Genomic DNA, 23,018 nt, shown 5'->3' on the forward strand with positions numbered 1-23,018 from the left:
CAAGCCGCAAGACAAAGCAGATCTGCTTCAGCTTGCGGCTTGCAGCTTATGGCTTGAGGCTCTCCAGATCACAGAGCGCCTGCGCTTCAGCCACGTCCAGCGTCCCTTCGTAGATCGCACGACCGGTGATTGCGCCGATGATGCCGGGGGCCTTGGCGTCCAGCAGGGCCTTGATGTCGCCCAGGTTGTGGATGCCACCGGAAGCGATGACCGGAATACGGGTCGCAGCAGCCAGCGCGGCGGTGAACGGGATGTTGCAGCCCTGCATCATGCCGTCTTTGGCGATGTCGGTATAAACGATTGCAGACACGCCATCAGCCTCGAAACGCTTGGCCAGGTCAATGACCTGCACGGTGCTGACTTCTGCCCAGCCGTCGGTGGCGACGAAACCATCCTTGGCGTCCAGGCCGACAATCACTTTGCCAGGGAATGCGCGGCAGGCTTCAGCGACGAACTCTGGCTCCTTGACGGCCTTGGTGCCGATGATGACGTAGCTCACGCCCGCCTTGACGTAGTGCTCGATGGTTTCCAGCGAGCGAATGCCGCCTCCGATCTGGATCGGCAGTTGTGGATAACGCTTGGCAATGGCCGTGACAACGTCGCCATTGACCGGCTGGCCTTCAAACGCACCGTTCAGGTCGACCAGATGCAGACGACGGCAGCCACCATCGACCCACTTGGCAGCCATGCTCACCGGATCATCGGAAAACACCGTGGAATCTTCCATACGGCCCTGGCGCAGACGTACACAGGCGCCGTCTTTAAGGTCGATCGCGGGAATAATCAGCATACTTTTTCCTTCGTCAAAAGAGCGGCAAGCTTCAAGCGTGCGTGTCTATCAAATTCAGTTCTTGCAGCTTGAAGCCTGAAGCTTTCAGCTGCTCTTTTCGAGCGACCACAGATCGCTTTCGATGCTCTCGAAGCGCTCCTTGAGGAGCTGCTGAGCATCGAAAACCGCTCGGTTGTAATAGTGCGGGGCAATCTCGCTGGTAAAGAACTCAAGCACCTCGGCCACCTCAAACGACCCCAGGTCCATTTCAAAGCGCTGCGCGAACAACCGCTTGAGCTTGTCGATGGCCTGCTGCTCCTGTTCAGGAGTGAGGGTGAGAATCGGGGCCTTGGTTCTGGCTTTACTCATGGCGATTACCAGCGACCGTCCCAGGCCACGAAGTTCTGCAGCAATTGCAGGCCATGGGTATGGCTCTTCTCGGGGTGGAACTGCACGGCAAAGCGCGAGCCGTCAGCCAGGGCTGCGGCGAAATCAACGCCGTAATGCCCGCTGCCCACCACCTGACGCGGGTTGGCCGCCTGGATATAGAAGCTGTGGACAAAGTAGAAGCGAGCCCGGTCAGGGATGTCGTGCCACAGCGGGTGATCCACCGACTGGGTCACTTCGTTCCAGCCCATGTGCGGCACTTTCAAGTGCTCGCCCTGCTCTTGCAGGTCCTTGCCGAAGAACTTCACCTGGCCCGGGAACAGGCCGATGCAGTCCACACCGCCGTTTTCTTCGCTGCGATCGAGCAAAGCCTGCATGCCGACACAGATGCCGAGGAAAGGACGATCCTTGCTCACTTCACGAACCAGTGCATCGAACTCCAGGCGGCGAATTTCAGCCATGCAGTCGCGAATCGCGCCCACACCCGGAAACACGATGCGATCGGCTTCGCGAATCACTTTGGCATCGCTGGTGATCAGCACACGGCCGGCGCCCACATGCTCGAGCGCCTTGGCGACCGAGTGCAGGTTGCCCATGCCGTAATCGATGACAGCAACCGTCTGCATCAGAGCACACCCTTGGTCGAAGGCATTTGCCCGGCCATGCGCTCATCCAGCTCGACCGCCATGCGCAGTGCGCGACCGAATGCCTTGAAGACGGTTTCGATCTGGTGGTGAGTGTTGGTGCCGCGCAGGTTGTCGATGTGCAGGGTCACGTTGGCGTGGTTGACGAAGCCCTGGAAGAATTCCTGGAACAGGTCCACGTCGAAGCCACCGACCACGGCACGGGTATAAGGCACATGCATCTGCAGGCCCGGACGACCGGAAAAGTCGATGACCACGCGGGACAAGGCTTCATCGAGCGGCACATAGGAATGGCCATAACGACGGATACCTTTTTTATCCCCGATAGCCTGGCTGAATGCCTGGCCCAGGGTGATACCGACGTCTTCCACGGTGTGGTGGTCGTCGATTTCCAGGTCGCCTTTGCACTCGATATCAAGGTCGATCAACCCGTGCCGGGCGATCTGGTCGAGCATGTGCTCAAGGAAAGGGACTCCGATATCGAATCGGGCCTTTCCGGTGCCATCCAGGTTGATCGAGGCTTTGATCTGGGTTTCCAGGGTATTGCGCTCGACGGATGCCTTACGTTCGGCCATCACCAGCTCCGCAAAATCATTGGGCGAAAAAGGTGACCATTATAGGCCCAGATGCGGCCGGCATGAAGTAAACAGACGAGGGGAAGGCAAGATGATGGCGGTTTGTCGGAGTTGAGGGGGCAAAATCGACGATTTCACGCCCCTCAAGCCTGCCGACACACGCTTGCGGAAGGTTTTACGCAGGTTTTCCGGCAAACAGGCTGCCCAGCGCATCGCAGAACTTGCCGATATTGGCCTCGTTCAGCCCGGCCATGCACACCCGGCCACTGCGAATCAGGTACACACCATATTTTTCACGCAGCTCATCGACCTGTTCAGGGCTCAGGCCGGTGTAACTGAACATGCCACTCTGGCGAAGGATGAAGCTGAAATCACGGCCCGGGACTTTCTGCTCCAGTGCGGTCACCAGCTTCTGACGCATGTCGATGATGCGCAGGCGCATGTCTTCGACTTCACTCAGCCACTCGTCGCGCAGTTGCGGGGTGTTGAGCACACGGGCAACCACCTGCGCGCCATGGGCAGGCGGGCTGGAGTAGTTGCGACGCACGGTGGCCTTGAGTTGCCCCAGCACGTTGGTGGCTGAAGCCACGTCCTCACAGACGATGGACAGACCGCCGACACGCTCGCCATACAGCGAGAAGATTTTCGAGAACGAGTTGCTGATTACTGTGGTGATGCCAGCGCTGGCCATCGCCCTGATCGCATAAGCATCTTCATTCATGCCTCTGCCGAAACCCTGATAGGCGGTATCGAGGAACGGAATGAGCTGTCGGCTCTTGACCAGCTCGATCAGACGGTCCCACTGCTCCACCGACAGATCGGCGCCTGTGGGGTTGTGGCAGCAAGGGTGCAGCAACACGATGCTGCGCGCCGGCAAGGTCTGCAGCTTGTCCAGCATGGCTTCGAAATCCACGCCACCGGTGCTCGAATCGAAGTACGGGTACGTGTGGACCTTGAAACCCGCACCACCGAACAGCGCGTGGTGGTTTTCCCACGTCGGGTCGCTGACCCAGACCTGAGACTCGGGAAACGCATATTTCAGAAAGTCCGCACCGACTTTCAACGCCCCGGAGCCGCCCACGGTCTGGATGGTCGCCACACGACCTTCAAGCAACGCAGGATGATCGGCACCGAACAGCAGGTTCTGCACAGCCTCGCGATAAGGAGCCAGGCCTTCCATCGGCAGGTAGAGAGATGCGGCCTGCTGCTCGCTTTCGGCCACTTGCTGCAGAGCACGGACTGCCGCAGCCAGAGGCGGGATGCGCCCTTCGGCGTCATAGTACAGACCGATACTGAGGTTGACCTTGTCCGCACGCGGGTCCTTCTGGAAGGTTTCCATCAGCGACAGGATCGGATCTCCGGCGTAGGACTCTACGTGGGCTAGCATGCGCAACAACTCCTCTTGTTTAGTGAATCAGGCCGAATAGCGATCGGATCGGTGGTTTTGCGCAATGATGAAATTCAGCAGCACGGCACCGACTATGGAAGCTACCAGAGTCGGCAGGCTGATGAACGTCAGGGAAGCGACAAGCACGCAAATATCCACACCCATCTGCAACCAACCAGCCTTGAAACCATATTTATCCTGAAGATACAGCGCAAGAATATTCACGCCACCCAGGCTGGCCCGGTGCCTGAACAGGATCAGGAAGCCCACGCCCAGAATCAGGTTACCCAGCACCGAGGCATAAAAGGGCTGCAACTGATCGATATGGATGAACAGGGCATGCTGATCGGAAAAGAAGGATACCAGCCCTACCGCACAAAAGGTCTTGAGCGTGAACAGCCAGCCCATCCGGCGAAAGGACAGGTAGTAGAACGGCAGGTTGAGGGCGAAGAACGCAACGCCGAAAGGCACGGCAAAGGTGTAGTGGAAAAACAGGGCAATGCCCGCCGTACCGCCCGTCATGACGCCCGCCTGGCGCAGCATCAGCACGCTGAAGGAAATCAGGACAGTGGCGATGACCAGGGCAAATACGTCTTCCTGGGCAGAGTGACGGGTATCAAGACTGTTGGGCACGGCGGTATGGGTTGTCATCAGGGCGCTCAGGCAGGATCGATGCAGGTGAATGACAGCGCGCTTGACCCAGCAACGCCATGACGACTCACGATATGAGCATAAATCCTACACAATACGACCGATGTTATCCAACAAATACAACTTTGCGCACACTAACAACTACAAAAACAACATACATGCATCATTTGCGCACACCAACAACACTTATGTGCCATAACAGTGCAGCGCTTTATACTGTCACCACACTGTTTTCTTTCAGGCGCTCCAGAACAACAGCCGTCTTTATATGCGCAACGCTGTCGCTTGCAGTAATACACTCCATCAGCTTGTTGAGACTATCGAGGTCGGCAACAGCCACCTTGAGCGTATAATCCGCGTCCCCTGTGGTCTTGTAAGCGTCGATGATCGAACTGAGGTCGGCAACCAGTGCCTGGAATATCTCCCGATACTCCGTGTTGTGACCGACCAGACGGACTTCGATCATTGCCAGAACCTCGCGGCTCAGGGCTTGCGGAGCGATACGGGCGTGGTAGCCCAGGATCAGATGGTCCTGCTCCAGACTGATTCTGCGACGCGAGCATTGCGATGCCGAAAGCCCGACCAGATCGCTCAGCTCCTGATTGGTCAGGCGGCCATTGGCCTGAAGCAGAGTCAGGATCTTCAAGTCGAAGTCGTCGATTTCATTCATTTTCATTGAGGGCAATCGCTCGTACCAGAGAGTTCAGGCCGGGAAGCCTATCAGTTTCAAAGCATCAACAGCGACCGCCCGAAGTGCATCACCGGACCACAAGAGAGATGGCACCTGTCTTGCAATCGAGGCCAATAGTAAAGCCAATGATGGCCATACCAGCCGATCCGTTATTAATACTTGCAGGGATTTTCAATGACCCAATCAACGCCGCCCGATCAACTGCATCGGGGTTTGAAGAATCGGCATATCCAACTGATCGCGCTGGGTGGCGCCATCGGTACGGGGTTGTTTCTAGGAATTGCTCATACCGTCAGCATGGCTGGCCCTTCGGTGATTCTGGGTTATGCGATTGCAGGCCTGATCGCGTTTTTCATCATGCGCCAGTTGGGCGAGATGGTGGTCGAGGAACCGGTGGCCGGAACCTTCAGCCACTTCGCCAATAAATACTGGGGCAACTTTGCAGGCTTCATGTCCGGCTGGAACTACTGGGTCCTGTATGTGCTGGTAGGCATGGCCGAGCTCACGGCGGTCGGGTTGTACGTTCAGTACTGGTGGCCGGACGTCCCTACCTGGGTTTCGGCAGCCGCGTTCTTCGTGATCATCAACCTGATCAACCTCAGCAGCGTAAAGCTCTACGGTGAAATGGAGTTCTGGTTCTCCATCATCAAAGTGCTGGCCATCGTCGGCATGATTGTTTTCGGCGCCTATCTGCTGGCCAGCGGCAATGGCGGCCCGGACGCTGCCGTAGCCAACCTGTGGCAATACGGCGGGTTCTTCCCCAACGGCGTCAGCGGGCTGGTAATGGCCATGGCCTTTATCATGTTTTCGTTCGGTGGCCTGGAGCTGATCGGGATTACCGCGGCCGAAGCGCAGGACCCTCAGCGCAGCATCCCGCGCGCGACCAATCAGGTGATCTACCGCATCCTGCTGTTCTACGTGGGCGCACTGGTGGTTCTGCTGTGTCTGTATCCCTGGCAGAAAGTGGTGACCGGCGGCAGTCCTTTCGTGATGATCTTCCATGAGATGGACAGCAATGTGGTCGCGACTGTGCTGAACGTCGTGGTCCTGACCGCTGCGCTGTCGGTCTATAACAGTTGCGTCTACAGCAACAGCCGGATGATGTTCGGCCTGGCCAAACAGGGTAATGCACCCAAGGCAATGCTCAAGATCAACGCCCGTGGCGTACCGGTCAATGCCCTGGCGATTTCGGCGCTGTCCACAGGCACCTGCGTACTGATCAACTACCTGATGCCGGAGCAGGCCTTCAAATTGCTGATGGCGCTGGTGGTGGCGGCTCTGGTACTCAACTGGGTCATCATTACCATTACCCACCTGAAATTCCGCAACGCCAAACGCCAGGCCAACGAAACCACACTGTTCAAGAGCTGGGGCTATCCGGCCACCAACTACATCTGCCTGGCTTTCCTGGTCGGTATTCTGGTGATCATGCTGTTCACGCCGGGTATCAGTATCTCGGTGTACATGCTGCCAATCTGGCTGATCGCACTGGGCGCGGCGTACGCCATAAAGGCCCGCAGTAAACCTGTCACCTTCACGAATAAATCGACCACCTCATGACGGTAGGAGCGAATTTCGCGAGGTGGCATTCCAAACGCCATATCTGTGTTGGATGTACCGGCCTCTCGCGAATGAATTCGCTCCTACTGGGGTAGCAGGCATAAAAAAAGCGCTTGCACGTCCTGTGCAAGCGCTTTCTTTTTACCCGACTGTTTTAGTTGAACAGTACGGCCGTCTTTTGCAGGGTGACCCACACGCCCCACGCCAGAGGAACACCAACAGCCAGCCAGGCCAGGATGACAAATGGCTTGCTGCCTTCAGACGCTTTCCACTCCAGAGAAGTGGTCGCAACAGCGTTCTTGTCGAGGCCGATGGCTTGTTCAGCAGCAAGTTCGGCGTCAGTCATGAAGTACTTGTCGGCAACCGGACGAATCAGCAGGTTGCAGATGAAGCCCAGTACCAGCATGCCGGCCAGGATGTACAACGTGATGTCGTAGGCTGCAGCACGAGCAACGCCGTGGCTGAGCTGATATTCACGCAGGTAGTTGACCAGTACCGGACCCAGTACACCGGCAGCAGCCCAGGCGGTCAGCAGACGACCGTGGATTGCACCGACCATTTGCGTACCGAACAGGTCAGCCAGATAGGCAGGAACGGTCGCGAAGCCACCGCCGTACATCGACAGCACGATACAGAAGGCACCCACGAACAGCGCGATGCTGCCAATGTGGCTCAGAGTCGGAACCGACGCATACAGCACGAAGCCCAGGGCAAAGAACACGAAGTAGGTTGCCTTGCGGCCGATGTAGTCGGAGCACGAAGCCCAGAAGAAACGACCACCGATGTTGAACAGGCTCAACAGACCGGTGAAGCCTGCCGCGATGGCAGCGATGGCTTTCAGTTGATCGGCATTCAGTTGGCTGAAGGTCAGATCATTGCCCAGCAGTTTACCGGCGAACACTTCCTGCAGCAGTGGCGACGCCATGCCCAGGATACCGATACCCGCGGAAACGTTCAGGCACAGCACCAGCCATACCAGACGGAATTGCGGCGTTTTCCAGGCCACGCTCACGTGTACGTGACGATTGGTGATCATCGCGTTGCTGGCTTTCTTGGCAGGAGCGGTCCAGCCTTCAGGTTTCCAGCCGGTCGGTGGAACGCGGTAGCCCAGGGCGCCGCCGATCATGAAGACGAAGTAAATCACCGCCATCACCGCGAAGCTCTGCCATACGCCAACGCTTTCAGCAGAAGCGAAGTAGCCCATCAGCGCAGTGGCCAGAGGAGCACCTACCATCGCACCGCCGCCGAAACCCATGATCGCCATGCCGGTCGCCATGCCGCGCTTGTCCGGGAACCACTTGATCAGGGTTGAAACGGGGGAGATATAACCCAGCCCCAGGCCGATACCACCGATCACACCGGAACCCAGCCACATCAGCCAGATCTGGTGAGTGTAGATACCAAGCGAGGAGATCAGCAGACCGCCACACCAGCACAGAGCCGAAACGACACCGGCCTTGCGCGGGCCAGCGTGTTCGAGCCAGCCACCCCAGATGGCAGCAGAGCAGCCCAGGAAGATGAAGAACAGTGTGTAGATCCAGCCCAGCATGGAGATCTGCCAGTCACAGGTCGACGCGAAAATCTGTGCGAAGAAGCCCATGTCAGGTGTGCAGGCAACAGGTGTCGAAATACCGATAGCCTTGGAAAGCGGCAACCAGAATACCGAGAAGCCGTAAGCCATACCGATACAAAGGTGAATTGCCAAAGCAGCGGGCGGAACCAGCCAACGGTTGAAACCGGGCTTGGCGATGATGCGTTCCTTGGACAAGAACGCAGGTTGAACGGTGGCGCCGCCCAAAGCTGTGCTTGTGCTCATTGTGATTACCCCCAGATGTGTAATGCTCGCAGGATTAATGCGCTGGTCCGCTCACAGTCTCCATGCCTGACGGCCATGACTGTTTTTTTATCGGGCGGTATCCAGAGGCGTGGCAAAAGGCCGCACCTTACCAGCGATGGCGAGAGACTAACACTTACCAAGGGCCGTAAGTATCTTGTTACATCAATTAATTACTTACCCAATCCACGCCATCTATGAAGTAATAGATACAATCAATTGCGGACAGAGGAAATACAATGCCGGTCTTAGTTGGGATTATTAATTCCCCCACTTATCAGGATCAGGAAGATCTGCAAAAGATATATCGCGACGCACCGCAATGGCTGTTTGCGCCCTTCGCCGATGCGGCGCAATTGATTGAAACAAGCCTGAATGACGGAACACTTCTGGCGGGACGCTTCAATGACCGGCTGCTGGGCGCTGCACGCCTGGAACAGACCGGTGATATCTGGCGGCTGTCGCATCTTTGCGTACGCACCCTCACCCGTCGGCGCGGTGTTGCCGAGCGACTGGTGGCCCAGGCACAGAAATCGGCCCGCGATGCAGGTTGCGAACTACGCTTGCAGACAACCGCCGAGCTTCCTGAAGTCCTGGCCCTTGCGGCCAAGCTCGACGTGCCGCTGGAAATCGCAAGCATTTGACCCCGCGCAGCAGCCCAAGGCATCCAAAGCCCCCGACACTCGTTAGAGCGGTATACTCGTGGGCTATTTTTTGAACGATCGATAACAAGGACTCGCCCATGAAAGCGTTCGGCAAAATCCTGGGACTGTTTATTCTCGGGTTGTTGCTGATCATCGTGGCTCTCGGCTTCGCCTTGACCCATCTGTTTGATCCCAACGACTACAAAGACGAGATTCGCCAACTGGCACGCGAAAAGGCAAACGTCGAGCTTACGCTCAACGGCGACATCGGCTGGAGCCTGTTTCCCTGGCTGGGCCTTGAGTTGCATGACGCCAGCGTCGCCAACCTGAGCGCGCCCACGGCGCCCTTTGCCGACCTGCAGATGCTCGGGTTATCGGTTCGTGTACTGCCGCTGTTGCGTCGTGAAGTCCAGATGAGCGATGTGCGGGTAGAAGGCCTGAACCTGCGCCTCAACCGCGATGAAAACGGCCATGGCAACTGGGAAGACATCGGCAAGCCCGCCACCGCTACCGCGCCGACACCCGAACAGCCTTCGGGCACAACGCCTGTGCCGCCTGCGGACAAACCCTCGCGCCCCGTCAAGCTGGATATCGACAGCCTGACGGTCAATAACGCCCGGGTCGAATACAGCGATGCCCGCAAAGGCCGGACCCTCACTGCCGAAAGCATTCAATTGAGCACCGGCGCCATCCGGGAAGCCTCGGACATCCCGGTCAAACTTACCGCGTTCCTCAGCACCAACCAGCCGGTTGTGCGCATCAGGACCGAACTGGTGGGCGACGTGCGACTGGACCGCGCCCTCAAGCGCTATCAATTCGAAGACATGCGCCTGTCGGGCGAAGCGGCTGGCGAACCCTTGCAGGGCAAGACCGTGACCTTCGCCGCTCAGGGCCAGTTGCTGGTCGACCTCGCCGCCAACATTGCGGAATGGAACAGCCTCAAGATTTCCGCCAACCAGTTGCGCGCCCTTGGCGAGCTGCGTGCCCGCGATCTGGACAAGACTCCGCAGATCAGCGGCGGCCTGTCCATCGCCCAGCTTGATGTGCGCACCTTCTTCGACAATATCGGCCACCCGCTGCCGGCCATGGCCGACGGCGCGCTGAGCAAAGTCGAAATGGTCACCCGCCTGAACGGCACGCCGAACAGCCTGGCGCTCGAAGAACTGAATCTCAAGGTTGATGAAAGCACTTTCACGGGCCGCGTCGCCATTGACGACTTCGCCAAGCAGGCACTGCGCCTGCAACTCAAGGCCGACACCTTCAATGCAGATCGCTATCTGCCGGCCGAGAGCGAAGAAAGCAAAGGCGCCAAAGCGGCGCGTCAGTCAGAAGTGCAAAGCGGTGAAGCCGCTGCACTCGCGGGTAACACGCCGCTGCCGGACCAGCCTACCAAGGCGGCCTGGAACACAGCCAAGCTGCTGCCTCTCGAGCGCCTGCGCACCCTCGACGTCCAGGCCGACCTGAACTTCGGCAAACTGACCCTCGACAAACTACCCATCGACAATGCCGTGCTCACCACCCAGGCACAGAACGGCGTCATCAGCGTCGAAAGCCTGCGCGGCGACCTCTACAACGGCAACTTCGACATCAAGGGCAACCTCGACGCCCGCCAGGACATTCCTCTGGCCAGCGTGCAGGCCAAGGTCAATCGGGTTCCGGTCGAGCGCCTCCTGCAAAGCCAGGGGCAGACACCACCGGTCAAAGGCCTGCTGAACCTCAACAACGACCTGACCGCCAAGGGCAACAGCGAAAAAACCCTCGTCGACAGCCTCAATGGCACGGCCAGTTTTGTGCTCAACAATGGCGTGCTGGTCAACGCCAACCTTGAACAGCAACTGTGCCAGGGTATCTCGACCCTCAACCGCAAGACGCTCAGTGGCGAACCTCGCGGCAAGGACACGCCCTTCCAGCAGCTCAATGGCAACCTGACCATCCGCAATGGCGTGGCCAGCAACCCTGACCTCAAGGCTCGCATCCCGGGTCTGACCGTCAACGGTAACGGCGATGTCGACCTGCGCGTGCTGGGCATGAACTACCGCCTGGGCATCATCATCGAAGGCGACAAGAGCGACATGCCGGACCCGGCCTGCGAGGTCAACCCGCGTTATGTGGGCATCGAGTGGCCGGTCCAGTGCCGAGGCCCGCTGGAGCTGGGAGCCAAGGCCTGCCGTCTCGACAAGGAAGGCATCGGCCAGATCGCAGCAAAGCTGGCTGGCGACCGGATCAGCGAAAAGCTCGAAGAAAAGCTGGATGAGAAGCTCGGCGACAAGGTCAATCCTGAACTCAAGGATGCCCTCAAGAACCTGTTCAAACGATGAGAGCCGATTCTGCAATGCAACCCGAGCAATTCTCCCAGGCAGTACTGAACTGGTACGACCGTCATGGCAGACACGATCTGCCATGGCAGCAAGGCATTACCCCGTACCGGGTGTGGGTGTCCGAAATCATGCTGCAACAGACCCAGGTCAGCACCGTGCTGAACTACTTCGACCGCTTCATGGAAGCACTGCCCACCGTGCAGGCCCTGGCTGAAGCACCGGAAGACGAAGTGCTGCATCTGTGGACCGGGCTGGGTTACTACACCCGCGCCCGCAACCTGCAGAAAACCGCAAAGATAGTGGTTGCCGATCACGGCGGTGAGTTTCCTCGCAACGTGGAACAACTCACCCTGCTGCCCGGTATCGGCCTGTCGACGGCGGGTGCCATTGCCAGCCTGAGCATGGGCATTCGTGCGCCGATCCTCGACGGCAACGTCAAGCGCGTCCTCGCACGCTACACCGCCCAGGAAGGCTACCCCGGCGAGCCCAAGGTCGCCAGACAACTCTGGGCCACCGCCGAGCGCTTCACACCTCACGCCCGTGTGAACAACTACACCCAGGCGATGATGGATCTGGGCGCCACGCTCTGCACCCGCAGCAAACCCAGTTGCCTGCTCTGCCCGCTGGAGCGTGGTTGCGAAGCGCACCTGCTGGGCCTGGAAACCCGCTACCCGATTCCCAAGCCACGCAAGACCGTCCCGCAAAAGCGCACCCTGATGCCGATGCTCGCCAACCGCGACGGCGCGATCCTGCTTTATCGCCGCCCTTCCAGCGGTCTTTGGGGCGGTCTGTGGAGCCTGCCGGAGCTCGATGACTTCAATGACCTGAAAGATCTGGCGCTGCAACACTCGCTGGAGCTTGGCCAGCATCACGAACTGCCGGGGCTGGTCCACACCTTCAGCCATTTCCAGTTGAGCATCGAACCCTGGCTGGTTCAGGTCCAGGAGTCAGCCCATCACGTGGCCGAAGCCGACTGGCTCTGGTATAACCTCGCCACCCCGCCGCGCCTGGGCCTTGCCGCTCCGGTGAAAAAGCTGCTCAAACGCGCGGCCGACGTATTGAATGCAGGAGAGTCGTCATGACCCGCACCGTGATATGCCGCAAATACAAAGAAAAACTGCCAGGCCTGGAACGCGCTCCGTATCCGGGTGCCAAGGGTGAGGACATTTTCAACAACGTCTCGCAGAAAGCCTGGGCCGACTGGCAGAAACACCAGACCCTGCTCATCAACGAACGTCGCCTGAACATGATGAACGCCGAAGACCGGAAATTCCTCCAGACCGAGATGGACAAGTTCCTTTCCGGCGAGGAATACGCCAAGGCCGAAGGCTACGTTCCCCCCGAGAAATAAAGCGTTTCCAGCAATGAAGGTCGTAAGCGTCGGTAATAATTCAAATTTTTTTCAACATGACGCTTGACGACCTCCTGAAAAACACGTCTAATGCGCCCCGTTGCCCAGATAGCTCAGTCGGTAGAGCAGGGGATTGAAAATCCCCGTGTCGGCGGTTCGATTCCGTCTCTGGGCACCAAAACATCTAAACCCCTGAAGCTTCAAGGCTTCAGGGGTTTTTTGTTTGCGCCAGATATACCAAGCCTGCCTAACTGGTACACAAAGGCGGTACACATGGCATCTCACAGCCGTATCATAATCGGATCAACAGCCCCCGGTTTCGTGCGCTCATGGCTCAACCCTTCAAGCATTATCAAATGGTATCTTCTACCTCCATCGTCGTGTACCTGAAGACCTACGCCCCGCCTTGGGACGAGAATACAAACGTTCATTGCAAACCCGAGACGCCAACGAGGCGAAGGGAAGCATGCGGCTGAGTGGATTAAATCCGAGGAAGCGTTTGCCCTAGCACGCGCTCAACTCTCTGGTGCTGAGATACTCAGCGCGAAGGATGTGCAGCAGTTGGCTGCTCTATGGTTTCACCGTGAACTTGACGAGCTGGAACAGTCCGGCAAATTCCGAAAGGTACTAGTACCCGGTGACGCTGTAGAGCTGGAGACACCGCTCAGCCTTAAGCAACATCAGGAATGATTGAGCATCCGTGAAGCGCTGGAGGAGGACTACAAGACTGACTGGCGAGCCGTGATCCAGCCTCACATGCTTCGCGCCTTAAAAGCAGAGAACATCCCGGCACCTGCCAAGGATTCACCTGCCTTAGACTCGCTCACTGGCGCATTCAAAAAGCACTTACTCAAGCTGTCGGACATCGCCAAGAGACGAGGGAGACTGGAGCGCTACGGCAGACGTGCTCAGCAAGTGGAGTACATTTTCGCAGCCTGCGTAGCTTGGCAAATCGGCGCATTTTTGTCTAAGGACTCCTCAAGTCGCATTTCAGCTACAAGATCCCGAACAACTTCCTCATCGATTGATGCTGCCATTAGCTTGCCGTACTCCTCACCCTTCCGCTCGTGCTGCTCAGAGAGGCGAGCAGCCTTATCCTTTCGATTATAAAAGCAAAGAGCTGCTAGGCAGCAGGGGTGATACTCAGCAGGTTCTTGACGACCTACTTGCGCTGACTTTCAAAGCAATGGCAATCTGCCTACCGTATTGGTTTCCAAGCACGCGAACCAAGGGACCTCCGATGACAGCTCCATACCGCACTCCATATCGGTAGCGGCGCTGTCAACTTTGACCGGTTTTATCAATGGAGTTTTAAATGACCGCCAAAATCCGCGTAAATTTGAAGGACGGACTTCTAGAAGCCGAAGGTTCAGAAGCTTTTATTGAGAAATTATACTCCGACTTCAAAGAACTAATAAGCTTCCATCAGCAGCCCATAGCTGCGAACAGAATGGAATTGCTGACTTCCGAAACCTCAACAACCGCAGTATCTGCAGTCGCCGCCGATGTAGCAGCACTCAAGGCACCAACAAAAACTGAAACTCAAAAGCCGAAGGCCAAGGCTAAAAAAAGCAACTCGACTGAGCCAACACTTCTAAAAGACTTAAATCTGGCGGGCAACGAAAGCTACCAAGGCCTGCGAGAGTTCTACTCCAAATACTCAACAAAAACAAACATGGAAAGAAACTTAGTCTTCACATACTACTTAACTAAAATCATGTCAATTGGCGGAGTCAGCGCTAGTCACATATTCAGCTGCTATCGGCACATCGCAGGAATCAAGATCCCTGGGAACTTAAAACAAAGCCTGTATGATACTAGCGCAAAAGGCTGGCTATCAATCGCATCCATAGAAGACGATATTAGTGTTTCTATTCTAGGCATAAATCATATTGAACATGACCTTCCGAAATCTGGGGATAGCCTGGCATGAAGGAAAGCCTCGACGCTTTTCTACTGTTAGTTCCGCAGCATGAGTCGTGCTCTCCTGCGGACATGATTGATTACTTTGTGTATTTTTTAACCGTAATAACTGGACAGGAAACTGTCAAACCTTCTGAGGTAGACGCCTGCTTCACATCATCCAGACTACAAAAATATTCGAATATATCAGCATACCTCAGTAGAAACTCAAAAAAATCAAAGGGCAAAAAATCGAAATTCATTAAACTCAAGGAGGGCTACCAACTTGAGCGAAGTCGACAAGTCGAACTTCAACACGACCTCCATAGCGGGCCTGCAAAGCTTGAAACCAGTTTTCTGCTACGATCATTACTTGAAAGAATGACTAGCAAAAGCCAGCAACTATTTCTACAAGAGGCCATTGAGTGCTATGAAATAGGCGCCAGGAGGGCGGCCGTAGTATTGGTTTGGATTCTGGTTATTCACCACCTTTATGATCATATCACCAAAAACAGCCTAACTGAATTCAACACTGCGCTATCCAAAAACACAGATAAAAGAATAAAAATCACATCAATTGAAAAGCATGATGACTTCAGTGAAATTCCCGAGGGGAAATTCATAGAGCTCGCTCGCTCCGCAGGCATTATTTCAAATGACGTTCGCAAAATCCTAGATAGCAAATTAGGCACGAGAAATACTTATGCACATCCTTCAGGCGTTTCCATTTCGGAAGTAAAGGTAAATGACTTTATCATTGATCTTGTAGAAAATGTAATACTCAAATACTCCAGTTGAGTATCGATCACAAACTGGCGGGCACTTGGAATACTCCGCTCTGCTCCTGCCTGCTTTCAACATAACGGCTCCGGCGACCCCGCTCAAACGGACCAAAAATGCTAAAGCGGCAGTCAGTTGAGGTAGGTACACGGACCAGGTACACAAGCTACCTTCAAAGCACGCTAACAGACCTGTATTTACAGGGCTTGGCCATTGATGCAACAAGTCGGCGGTTCGATTCCGTCTCTGGCACCATTAATTAGATTCAGGCGGTGTCAAAGTCATCTGAAAAACAGAAACCCGCCTAGTGCGTTTCTTTGCTTTCTACAATTCCCAACTGTTGCCTTGCAAACGCCCCTTGAATGACCAACACCAGCCGTTTCAAGGTCAGGCTTTAGCGAAACAGCGACATGCGGTCTAGGCAAGCATCGATTACTTTACGCACAAGCTGCATTGAGTTGAAATGCAATCTGCCCGCTCCCCCTATATGCTGTTCATAGCGCCGAAAATGAATGTTGGCGCACTCAATATATTAAAAGGAGCGTGCTTCATGCATATGGGCTTTCGATTTTTCGCTGTGTTTGCCTACGTGGTAATTGCTGGTTGTACAGGAGGAAAAGCAGTCCCGAGAGACACGGCTGTCGTCACGGTATCCGCCTATGGCCCTGATCTATTCGGTAAGCACTCCCACGGTGTAGGGGGGCGTTTGGATGTCCTAGAGTCTTCGGAAGGGGTAACGGAACTCAGCTATCCCCCTATGGATTTGCGCTCCTGTAACGAATCCAATACTGCCTGCTCCTTGGGTATCGGGGTGGTTAACGGGAGCGCCCAAATTATTTCGTCGAATGCAACCGGAGCGACACTGGCAATCAACCTGAACTATCAGGTGGGGCGGAGTTACTCGCTCAACGTAAATGGCCACACATTCAAGCAAGAGATACCACCTGATGTGCAAACATTGCATGCCAACCAGACGATCTCGAAGAGAATCGAGGTGGCCTATGGGGAAGTCGTGCATCTGCCTCTTCCACACGGAGTAGATGTCGCGGTGTGTGCCCAGAAGCATTATGCGGGAGAAATCATGCCAGATCGAAGCGTATGCCAAGGGTATTGATAACATAGCGAAGGGTTCAGGGAGACATCACCCATCGGTGTCAGTCGCTCCGCATGGGTGAAAACCATAACAGTACAAAGTCAAATACGCACGGCGGGAATGCATTCTGATGCGTACAACAGCAAGTTCGCGCCAAGGTTCGCAACCTCCAAGGCGCTAATCAGACCGTCCGCCTGCTATCGAAGCCATAGTGCCAGACGCTAGTTTCCAGGGTTTTGCATCACATCGGGTACTATCCAAGCCTGCAGTCACTGCAATCACTCGACAGTCATGTCAAATCAGTCAATGGGGATAGAATGAGTACTGAGAAATGTGCATTGGTTCACTTAACGCTCTTCAAACACAGTGCGGAATCATTTTTAGCCGCTCTTGATGAGGCGGATATTCCTCATGGCCCCATCCGTATGTTCTCAAGCGCCCCTCAAAACTCAGGGCTTGTCGAAGCAATTTCAGCTTTATCTGAAGCGATGCCTTGGAATGCAATCGCGAAGGTAATAATTGCATGGATTGAGGCAAGAAAAAGCCGAGAAGTCATCATCTATACGGAGGCTGGTGAGTCTTTCCACGCAAAGGGTTACTCGGCATCAGATGTTCAAAAGTTACTCCAGATTTCCACGAACGTTGCCATTATTGATACCAAGCCTGTTGATGAGTAATGACGACTTGCCTTGCCTGTACCTTTAGGCGTCCTCTATGGAATGTGAGACAGGTGGTGTCAAAGCCATCTGAAAACAGAAACCCGCCTAGTGCGGGTTTTTTGTTGTCCGGAACTTTTCATTGCCCGAAATCATGCCTGACAGACGCGCCGGAATGAAAAGCGTAGGACACCGCCCTTTCGTAGCGCCCCCAAATCCCCTTCTTGGCTCAGAGCTGTCTTTATTCGCCAGCAAGGCAATCAAGCCAGTTTCCTTGCACACCTACAGACCTATAGTCACGCCCTTCGAGAAAAAGCTTTCCAATCGTGTGATTGGAGTTTCAATTGACTCAAAGGGATTGCGCTCTAGCCAAGCACAACCTATAAATATTATAGGTCGCCATGAAAACCGAGCCTCTATGGGCTAAGCAACAACTGGAGGACCTGGTGCATGCCTTGGCACAGGAATCTTCCAGAGTGGTATTTACCAACCATTGCCTTGAACGCATGGTAGAGAGAGGCATTTCCACCATAGAGGTCATACGCTGCCTCAGACGCGGGGTCATAGTGCGGGGACCGACTTACAGTCACGCCCACATGAATATCGAGTTCAGGATGAGCGAACCTCCTCCACGGGATGTTGTATGCGTCGTAGTCGCCATCAAACCTGAGCCAGAGCCAAGCCAGCTTTTCACCATCACGGTCTGGGAGATATGAAAATGTACGAATACACAGGTAGCGGCCTGAATGGCATCTTCCTGAAAAATGGATACCGAATCGTGGAAACGGCCCATGGAAAAGGCGTATCGATAGAGAATATCGAAGGGCTGCACAGGGCAATTGCTGCTGATATTGTTCAGCAAGACTCGCCAATGACAGGCCATCAGTTCCGCTTCCTGCGCAAGGAACAGGATCTGGTGCAAGCGGAATTGGCAGAGATTTTACGAGTAGATATCCAGACCATAGCCAATTGGGAAAAACGCGGTCCCGAAGGGGTTCCCGGCCCGGCAGACATTGCCATGCGCGGTTTGTACTCAGCCTACTGCCATATTCAATATGGCCCTTATCAAGCCCTGCGCTCAAACATACCAACCGAAACCGCCACCTTCACTCTTGATGGAGAAAACTGGGTAGAAGCGATTGCCGCATGATCATCGACGTGAAAATGGGTATAGCTGATCTAATCCCCCATGAAGTGGTCCGTCGCATTGTCGATGGTGCCTCCGCTATCCGCGCCTGGCGTGAGCACCTGAACCTGACTCAAGAAGAAGTCGCCAAGCGCATGAATATCAGCCAACCAGCCTACGCCCAGCAGGAAGCCGTCGCCAAACCACGCAAGGCTACACGCGAGAAAATTGCAGCCGCGTTTGGAATCAGAGCCGATCAGTTGGAGCTGTAGGCTATCGGACAAGCCGGGCCTTGTGCTTGAGCACGCCAACCGAAACCGCCACCTTCACCCACTCTGAGCTCTCAGCACCGTCCCCCCTCAATAATTTCCTGCCCCCACGAATAAGCCTTTGCTATATTCGAGCAGCATCAAAGAGCCACCTCGCAATCTCGCCAAGAGGCTCCGTTGCTTGCCCGAGCGTTCTGGAACGTCGGGGAGCCACAGGGATTTATCAACAGAAGGATCTGTCATGAAGTTCACTACCCTCCTCCTCGCGGCCATTCTTGCCGCCACCTCCTTTTCTGCAATCGCTCACGGCGGCCGGACTGACAAGCAAGGCTGTCACAACGACAAGAAGGCCGGCACCCGGCATTGTCATTGACTGCGGGCCTCGCGCCCTCTCGGAGACAAACATGGCCTTGAACAAACCCAACCAGGACTTGCGTCGCGACTTGCAAGGAGTGGCCTCTGACCTTAAGTGGTCGGCAGTCGAGCTGATGCGCATCGCGGAACGGCTGAGTACTTCCGGGAATGAGCCGGATGCTCAGGCGGTGCTTCGCATATGCACCGTGATGCAGGCCGGGGAAGAAAAGCTGCAGGGCGTAACGAATGAAGTGTCACTGGGCAGGCTCGTACGGGCCCGCTCCTGACTGCATACGGATGAGGATTAGGCACGGAGCAATTCGCAATGAGCCTGGACGCCATCACCGCAATACTTGAAGTCATCGGCGACGTGATCGAGTTCGGATCACTCAAGAAAGATAGAAACTGGCCACTATGGCGCCGATGCCTGTGGTACTTGCTGCGGATAACCAGAAATCTTCTTCTGGCACTCCTGATCTGCCTTCTGGTGACCTTGATTCTCGACTGGCTCACGCAATAAGAGCCGCATCCGAAAATTAATTTTCATATTGATGGAACCGGATTCGCTCAGTAGCCACTCACCTCTAAATCCTGTCGCTTACGGACCTGGCCATGAGTAGCCTGTTCTACAAGACGTTACTCATCGATCTTTCAAAACACCTTGAAATGCGCCCCTTGGCGTTTGACGCCCAAGGGATTTGCAACCTGATCATCGATGAAACCTTTGCACTGAAACTGGCCTGCAACGACATCCATGAACGGTTGTTGGTGATCGGCTTGCTTGAACTGCCAAAAGAACCACCACTGCAACGCCTGCCGAGTGGCGCTCTCAACCCGATGCTAACTGCGGGCCCAGGACTGGGCTGGGATGAGCGCAGCGGCCTGTATTTCGGCTATCAAAGTATCCCGCGAGAGAAAGTCAGCGTACCCGCTCTGATGCGTGAAATCGCGGCACTGGTTGAGTGGATCAAGGTCTGGCGCGATATGCGCCCATGAATATCTCGTCAACGCCCTATCGCTCGCGCCAACAATCATCTGCTCGATACGGAGCACACCTGTGACCAACATCCAAACACGCTTTTCGAGTGTCGAAGCCCTGAAAAGCTCGGACGTCGATATCTGCGGAGGCTGAGCAGGATCGACGCGCATGCGGGCATCAATGTTTGGCCCCAGAGCATGGACGCCGCCAGCCCTGAACATCGGCGTCTCGATATTTACATGAAGCACCACCCCAACATACGCAAAGAGTTCTACAGAATATCCCCAGACCCCGTGCGTGAAAAATCGGAAAATATGGGCCGCCTGACCATTGGCGTCCACCCCCAGTATGCCGAACAACTCATAAAGACCATGGCTGCAATGGTCCAAAAGGAAGACTCGATTCACAGTGGAAAAGTTGATGGCCCGCAAAGCTACGGAAGCAGAACCGACTCAGCCATCCTCTATGTGAAAGGCGATTATCAGAAGGCTCAGGAACTGGGGCAGAAGCTGAAAATCATGAGCGGGCTCCCAGCAGAAGCCTTCATCAGCCACACACCGCCAGGCATGCACACGATAGATCAGGGGCTTTCTTACGCAGAAACGGTCAAGGGACAATCCTCAAGCCATGGCGACTCACGAGCGGCAATCATTCTGGATGCCTTGAAACGTAAAGGTGGCTCGCTGGAAACAAAGCTGAAAGCAGCACTGGCCGACAATGGCTACAACCCTGAAAATCCGGCATTCAGACGCACTCAATGAGCGCAATCCTGTCCGTGTTGAAAGTATCCGGAAAGAGTAATCACTGCCGCTGAAACACCCAAAAAAAGGCCGCTTTTTTTGACGTCAAAAAGCACTCTACCCACTGATCGGAATCCTCCTCTGCCAGGTTAATGCCCCTCGCCTTCAGGTCGATATCGTCGTGAGAGTCAGTAGGTCAAACAGCACTGGGGCAGGTTATGTTCGGGACAAAAATCAAAGCTGAACTGGCAGCCATGAAGGCCGAAGTTGATGGACTCAAAGGATTGATGTGCGCGCTTGAGCGTTCGATGGCCGTGGCAGAGTTCGATCTGGATGGAAAGCTCATCCGGGCCAACGATAACTTCTTGACCGCCATGGGATATCGAGCCGAAGAGCTGGCCGGCAAGAACCACCGCGAGTTCTGCTCACCCGCACTCTGACGCAGCAGCCAGTACAGCGAACTATGGGCTTCGCTGCGCGCCGGCCGCTTCGTCTCGGGCACATTCCAGCGCGTGGACAAGAACGGGCATAACGTCTGGCTCGAAGCCAGTTACAACCCGGTGCTCGACACACAAGGCAAGCCCTTCAAAGTGGTGAAGTACGCACTGGACGTCACCCGCAAGGTCATGCAGGAAAGCGAGTCTCGCGGCAAGCTTGCCGCTGTCGACAGAGCCATGGCCGTGTGCGAGTTCGACCTCAACGGCAATGTGCTGGCTGCCAACGATAACTTCCTGCATGTCATGGGTTATGGCCTGAATGAAATCAAAGGCAAGCACCACCGCGGCTTTTGCGAGCCAAGCCTGATCAACAGCTCGGAGTACGGGGACTTCTGGCGCAGGCTGAACCAGGGTGAGTTCTTCAGCGGGCAGTTCAAGCGCATCGGCAAGCACGGCAGGGTGGTCTGGCTGGAGGCAACTTACAACCCGGTCTACGACGCAGAAGGCAAGCTCTTCAAGATCGTGAAGTTCGCCAGCGATATCACCGAGCATGTGGAAAAACAGCAGGCCGACTCGCTCGGTGCTTCGCGGGCTTACCACATCTCGACTGAAACCGAAAAAGTAGCCGAGCAAGGCACGCTGGTCATTCAGGAAACCGCCAGAGAGATGCGCCAGATCGCGGACAGCATTGGCGCTTCTGCAAAACTGGTGGGGCAACTGGGATCTCGCTCCGAGCAGATCACCGCCATCGTCAACACCATTCGCGGCATCGCGGACCAGACCAACCTGCTGGCCCTCAACGCGGCAATCGAAGCCGCTCGCGCAGGCGATCAGGGTCGGGGTTTTGCGGTGGTCGCGGATGAGGTGCGCCAGCTGGCGGGGCGCACCAGTGGCTCAACGACGGAAATCGCGGACATGATCGGCAAGATCCTGAGTGAAACCCGCGAAGCGGTCGCCAGCATGAGCACCACTCAGGAAGGTGCGATTCGGGGTGTGACGCTGGCCGATCAGGCGGGTCAGGTCATCATCCAGATTCGTGATGGCGCGAGCGAGACCGTAGAGGCGGTGAGCATGTTTGCCACGCGATTCGACGAAGCCAATAAAGCATAAGCTGCGCTCAGCGCCCCGACTGCACCTTGAAACCCGCCTCGTGCGGGTTTTCATTGCCCGGCAAGCCGCCACACCTCTTGGTTATTGAGGCCGTCTGGGTTTCAATGATCGCCATTGCCCTTATCGCCTGCCAAAGGACCCGTTCATGGCTTCGCCAGACAAACAGCAAAAACGTGCCAAGCGCGCGAAGATCAAAGCCAAGCAGAACCGCTCGGGCAAGCCGGCACAAAATGTCGTTCATCCTGTATTCGCTTCCGCTCTTGTGAATCAACCGTTCGATGATGTGCAGCTCGACCTGAGCACCTTTGATTTCCAGGACATCGTCGAAAACGGTTTTGACCCGGCCGATTACGAAGACCTGTTTGAAGCCATGAGGGCTGCCGAAGCCATCAGCCAGTTGGCGCTGTGCGTGGTTTTCCTGCAATACCCGGTTCTGGCACTGGTCATCAGCGAAGAAGATGAAGAACAGGCCACCGACTTCATGATGGGCTTGCTGATCACCTACCGCTCCCTGTTCCACGATGAGGACGAAGACACCGCCGTCGACTGGATCGGCAGCCCGGCGTTCCAGTCCGATTACAACAAGGCCTCCGAGCTGCTAGTCAAGCGAGATTCAAAAGGACAGCGCTGAATAGCACAAAAACGTCATGCCCCCTTCAATAGCGACAAGACCGCTCTAAACAGCAGGTTTCATCCAAAGCAGGCTTAAGCTTCTGCCCGAGAATCCGATATAGCTGCGTACGCGTCTGCCCAGACGCCCC

The 23,018-nt window shown here is 55.6% G+C and carries 27 protein-coding genes, 1 tRNA gene and 3 pseudogenes; 23 read left to right on the forward strand and 8 right to left on the reverse strand.

Going from position 1 to position 23,018, the window contains the following annotated elements; all coding sequences use genetic code 11:
• Window positions 1–46: 46 nt before the first annotated feature.
• The 7 genes from hisA to K5D32_RS22660 all read right to left on the reverse strand — a co-directional run bounded on the left by hisA (window position 47) and on the right by K5D32_RS22660 (window position 5,089).
• Window positions 47–790 carry a 1-(5-phosphoribosyl)-5-[(5-phosphoribosylamino)methylideneamino]imidazole-4-carboxamide isomerase gene (gene hisA / locus K5D32_RS22630; RefSeq protein WP_025262439.1) on the reverse strand — a complete coding sequence of 248 codons (744 nt, stop codon included), beginning with the start codon at window positions 788–790 and terminating at the stop codon, window positions 47–49.
• A gap of 84 nt (window positions 791–874) precedes the next feature.
• Window positions 875–1,138: a DUF2164 domain-containing protein gene (locus K5D32_RS22635; protein WP_025262440.1), complete on the reverse strand. Its 264-nt coding sequence runs from the start codon at window positions 1,136–1,138 to the stop codon at window positions 875–877.
• A 5-nt stretch (window positions 1,139–1,143) separates the two neighbouring features.
• Entirely contained in the window at window positions 1,144–1,782 is a 639-nt protein-coding gene (gene hisH / locus K5D32_RS22640) for an imidazole glycerol phosphate synthase subunit HisH (protein ID WP_117167468.1), read from the reverse strand.
• Window positions 1,782–2,375, reverse strand: coding sequence for an imidazoleglycerol-phosphate dehydratase HisB (gene hisB, locus K5D32_RS22645; RefSeq protein WP_025262442.1), 594 nt, complete (start codon window positions 2,373–2,375; stop codon window positions 1,782–1,784). Before hisB ends, hisH begins: the two co-directional genes overlap by 1 nt.
• Window positions 2,376–2,550: 175 nt before the next feature.
• Entirely contained in the window at window positions 2,551–3,762 is a 1,212-nt protein-coding gene (locus tag K5D32_RS22650; protein ID WP_221578144.1) for an amino acid aminotransferase, read from the reverse strand.
• A gap of 27 nt (window positions 3,763–3,789) precedes the next feature.
• Window positions 3,790–4,413, reverse strand: coding sequence for a YitT family protein (locus tag K5D32_RS22655; RefSeq protein ID WP_221578143.1), 624 nt, complete (start codon window positions 4,411–4,413; stop codon window positions 3,790–3,792).
• Window positions 4,414–4,624: 211 nt separating this feature from the next.
• Window positions 4,625–5,089, reverse strand: a complete 465-nt coding sequence (locus K5D32_RS22660) for an Lrp/AsnC family transcriptional regulator (RefSeq protein WP_260407506.1) — start codon at window positions 5,087–5,089, stop codon at window positions 4,625–4,627.
• A 189-nt stretch (window positions 5,090–5,278) separates the two neighbouring features.
• Here K5D32_RS22660 and K5D32_RS22665 point away from each other — a divergent pair, with 189 nt between their 5' ends.
• On the forward strand, window positions 5,279–6,664 hold the full coding sequence (locus K5D32_RS22665; RefSeq protein WP_221601890.1) for an amino acid permease: 1,386 nt from the start codon (window positions 5,279–5,281) through the stop codon (window positions 6,662–6,664).
• 154 nt (window positions 6,665–6,818) lie between these two features.
• Here K5D32_RS22665 and K5D32_RS22670 read toward each other — a convergent pair whose 3' ends face one another.
• A complete protein-coding gene (locus tag K5D32_RS22670) occupies window positions 6,819–8,480 on the reverse strand; it encodes an OFA family MFS transporter (protein WP_221601891.1) in 1,662 nt (553 codons plus the stop codon).
• Window positions 8,481–8,737: 257 nt separating this feature from the next.
• Here K5D32_RS22670 and K5D32_RS22675 point away from each other — a divergent pair, with 257 nt between their 5' ends.
• The 22 genes and pseudogenes from K5D32_RS22675 (at window position 8,738) to K5D32_RS22765 (ending at window position 22,888) form a co-directional block, all read left to right on the forward strand.
• The gene (locus K5D32_RS22675; RefSeq protein WP_221578140.1) at window positions 8,738–9,142 is read left to right on the forward strand and encodes an acetyl-CoA sensor PanZ family protein; all 405 of its coding nucleotides are present in this window, start codon (window positions 8,738–8,740) and stop codon (window positions 9,140–9,142) included.
• Between the two features lie 98 nt (window positions 9,143–9,240).
• Window positions 9,241–11,460 (forward strand): AsmA family protein, encoded by a 2,220-nt coding sequence (locus K5D32_RS22680; RefSeq protein WP_221601892.1) that lies wholly within the window; start codon window positions 9,241–9,243, stop codon window positions 11,458–11,460.
• 14 nt (window positions 11,461–11,474) lie between these two features.
• Window positions 11,475–12,542 carry an A/G-specific adenine glycosylase gene (mutY, locus tag K5D32_RS22685; protein ID WP_221578138.1) on the forward strand — a complete coding sequence of 356 codons (1,068 nt, stop codon included), beginning with the start codon at window positions 11,475–11,477 and terminating at the stop codon, window positions 12,540–12,542.
• Window positions 12,539–12,811 (forward strand): oxidative damage protection protein, encoded by a 273-nt coding sequence (locus K5D32_RS22690; RefSeq protein ID WP_221578137.1) that lies wholly within the window; start codon window positions 12,539–12,541, stop codon window positions 12,809–12,811. The genes mutY and K5D32_RS22690 overlap by 4 nt, the downstream gene beginning before the upstream one ends.
• A gap of 102 nt (window positions 12,812–12,913) precedes the next feature.
• Window positions 12,914–12,989: transfer RNA gene (locus K5D32_RS22695), tRNA-Phe, on the forward strand.
• 183 nt (window positions 12,990–13,172) lie between these two features.
• The gene (locus tag K5D32_RS26370; RefSeq protein ID WP_369596691.1) at window positions 13,173–13,319 is read left to right on the forward strand and encodes a DUF6538 domain-containing protein; all 147 of its coding nucleotides are present in this window, start codon (window positions 13,173–13,175) and stop codon (window positions 13,317–13,319) included.
• Window positions 13,320–14,126: 807 nt separating this feature from the next.
• On the forward strand, window positions 14,127–14,744 hold the full coding sequence (locus tag K5D32_RS22700) for a hypothetical protein (protein ID WP_025262452.1): 618 nt from the start codon (window positions 14,127–14,129) through the stop codon (window positions 14,742–14,744).
• The gene (locus K5D32_RS22705; RefSeq protein ID WP_221601893.1) at window positions 14,741–15,511 is read left to right on the forward strand and encodes a hypothetical protein; all 771 of its coding nucleotides are present in this window, start codon (window positions 14,741–14,743) and stop codon (window positions 15,509–15,511) included. Before K5D32_RS22700 ends, K5D32_RS22705 begins: the two co-directional genes overlap by 4 nt.
• Before the next feature lie 445 nt (window positions 15,512–15,956).
• Window positions 15,957–16,607 carry a hypothetical protein gene (locus tag K5D32_RS22710; protein ID WP_025262454.1) on the forward strand — a complete coding sequence of 217 codons (651 nt, stop codon included), beginning with the start codon at window positions 15,957–15,959 and terminating at the stop codon, window positions 16,605–16,607.
• Window positions 16,608–16,903: 296 nt separating this feature from the next.
• Window positions 16,904–17,263, forward strand: coding sequence for a hypothetical protein (locus tag K5D32_RS22715; protein ID WP_221601894.1), 360 nt, complete (start codon window positions 16,904–16,906; stop codon window positions 17,261–17,263).
• Between the two features lie 485 nt (window positions 17,264–17,748).
• Window positions 17,749–17,958, forward strand: coding sequence for a DUF4258 domain-containing protein (locus K5D32_RS22720; protein WP_236249463.1), 210 nt, complete (start codon window positions 17,749–17,751; stop codon window positions 17,956–17,958).
• Window positions 17,955–18,392, forward strand: coding sequence for a DNA-binding transcriptional regulator (locus K5D32_RS22725; RefSeq protein ID WP_025262457.1), 438 nt, complete (start codon window positions 17,955–17,957; stop codon window positions 18,390–18,392). Before K5D32_RS22720 ends, K5D32_RS22725 begins: the two co-directional genes overlap by 4 nt.
• 26 nt (window positions 18,393–18,418) lie before the next feature.
• Window positions 18,419–18,640, forward strand: a pseudogene (locus tag K5D32_RS22730) (helix-turn-helix domain-containing protein); the annotation flags it as partial.
• 238 nt (window positions 18,641–18,878) lie between these two features.
• On the forward strand, window positions 18,879–19,010 hold the full coding sequence (locus K5D32_RS22735) for a YHYH domain-containing protein (RefSeq protein WP_117148191.1): 132 nt from the start codon (window positions 18,879–18,881) through the stop codon (window positions 19,008–19,010).
• 31 nt (window positions 19,011–19,041) lie between these two features.
• Window positions 19,042–19,278, forward strand: a complete 237-nt coding sequence (locus tag K5D32_RS22740; protein WP_025262459.1) for a hypothetical protein — start codon at window positions 19,042–19,044, stop codon at window positions 19,276–19,278.
• 38 nt (window positions 19,279–19,316) lie between these two features.
• Window positions 19,317–19,511, forward strand: a complete 195-nt coding sequence (locus K5D32_RS22745; RefSeq protein ID WP_025262460.1) for a hypothetical protein — start codon at window positions 19,317–19,319, stop codon at window positions 19,509–19,511.
• Window positions 19,512–19,603: 92 nt separating this feature from the next.
• On the forward strand, window positions 19,604–19,987 hold the full coding sequence (locus K5D32_RS22750; RefSeq protein WP_221601895.1) for a CesT family type III secretion system chaperone: 384 nt from the start codon (window positions 19,604–19,606) through the stop codon (window positions 19,985–19,987).
• Between the two features lie 180 nt (window positions 19,988–20,167).
• A complete protein-coding gene (locus K5D32_RS22755; protein WP_221601896.1) occupies window positions 20,168–20,731 on the forward strand; it encodes a T3SS effector HopA1 family protein in 564 nt (187 codons plus the stop codon).
• A 197-nt stretch (window positions 20,732–20,928) separates the two neighbouring features.
• Window positions 20,929–21,150 carry a PAS domain-containing protein gene (locus K5D32_RS26375; RefSeq protein ID WP_260407507.1) on the forward strand — a complete coding sequence of 74 codons (222 nt, stop codon included), beginning with the start codon at window positions 20,929–20,931 and terminating at the stop codon, window positions 21,148–21,150.
• Window positions 21,151–21,165: 15 nt separating this feature from the next.
• Window positions 21,166–21,705: pseudogene (locus K5D32_RS26380) on the forward strand (PAS domain-containing protein); the annotation flags it as partial.
• Window positions 21,706–21,807: 102 nt separating this feature from the next.
• A pseudogene (locus K5D32_RS26385) lies at window positions 21,808–22,257 on the forward strand (methyl-accepting chemotaxis protein); the annotation flags it as partial.
• A gap of 145 nt (window positions 22,258–22,402) precedes the next feature.
• Window positions 22,403–22,888: a hypothetical protein gene (locus K5D32_RS22765; RefSeq protein WP_221578133.1), complete on the forward strand. Its 486-nt coding sequence runs from the start codon at window positions 22,403–22,405 to the stop codon at window positions 22,886–22,888.
• Window positions 22,889–23,018: the final 130 nt, after the last annotated feature.

The sequence above is a fragment of the Pseudomonas cichorii genome (assembly GCF_019719005.1).
In the GTDB taxonomy this organism is placed as follows: Bacteria; Pseudomonadota; Gammaproteobacteria; order Pseudomonadales; family Pseudomonadaceae; genus Aquipseudomonas; species Aquipseudomonas cichorii_E.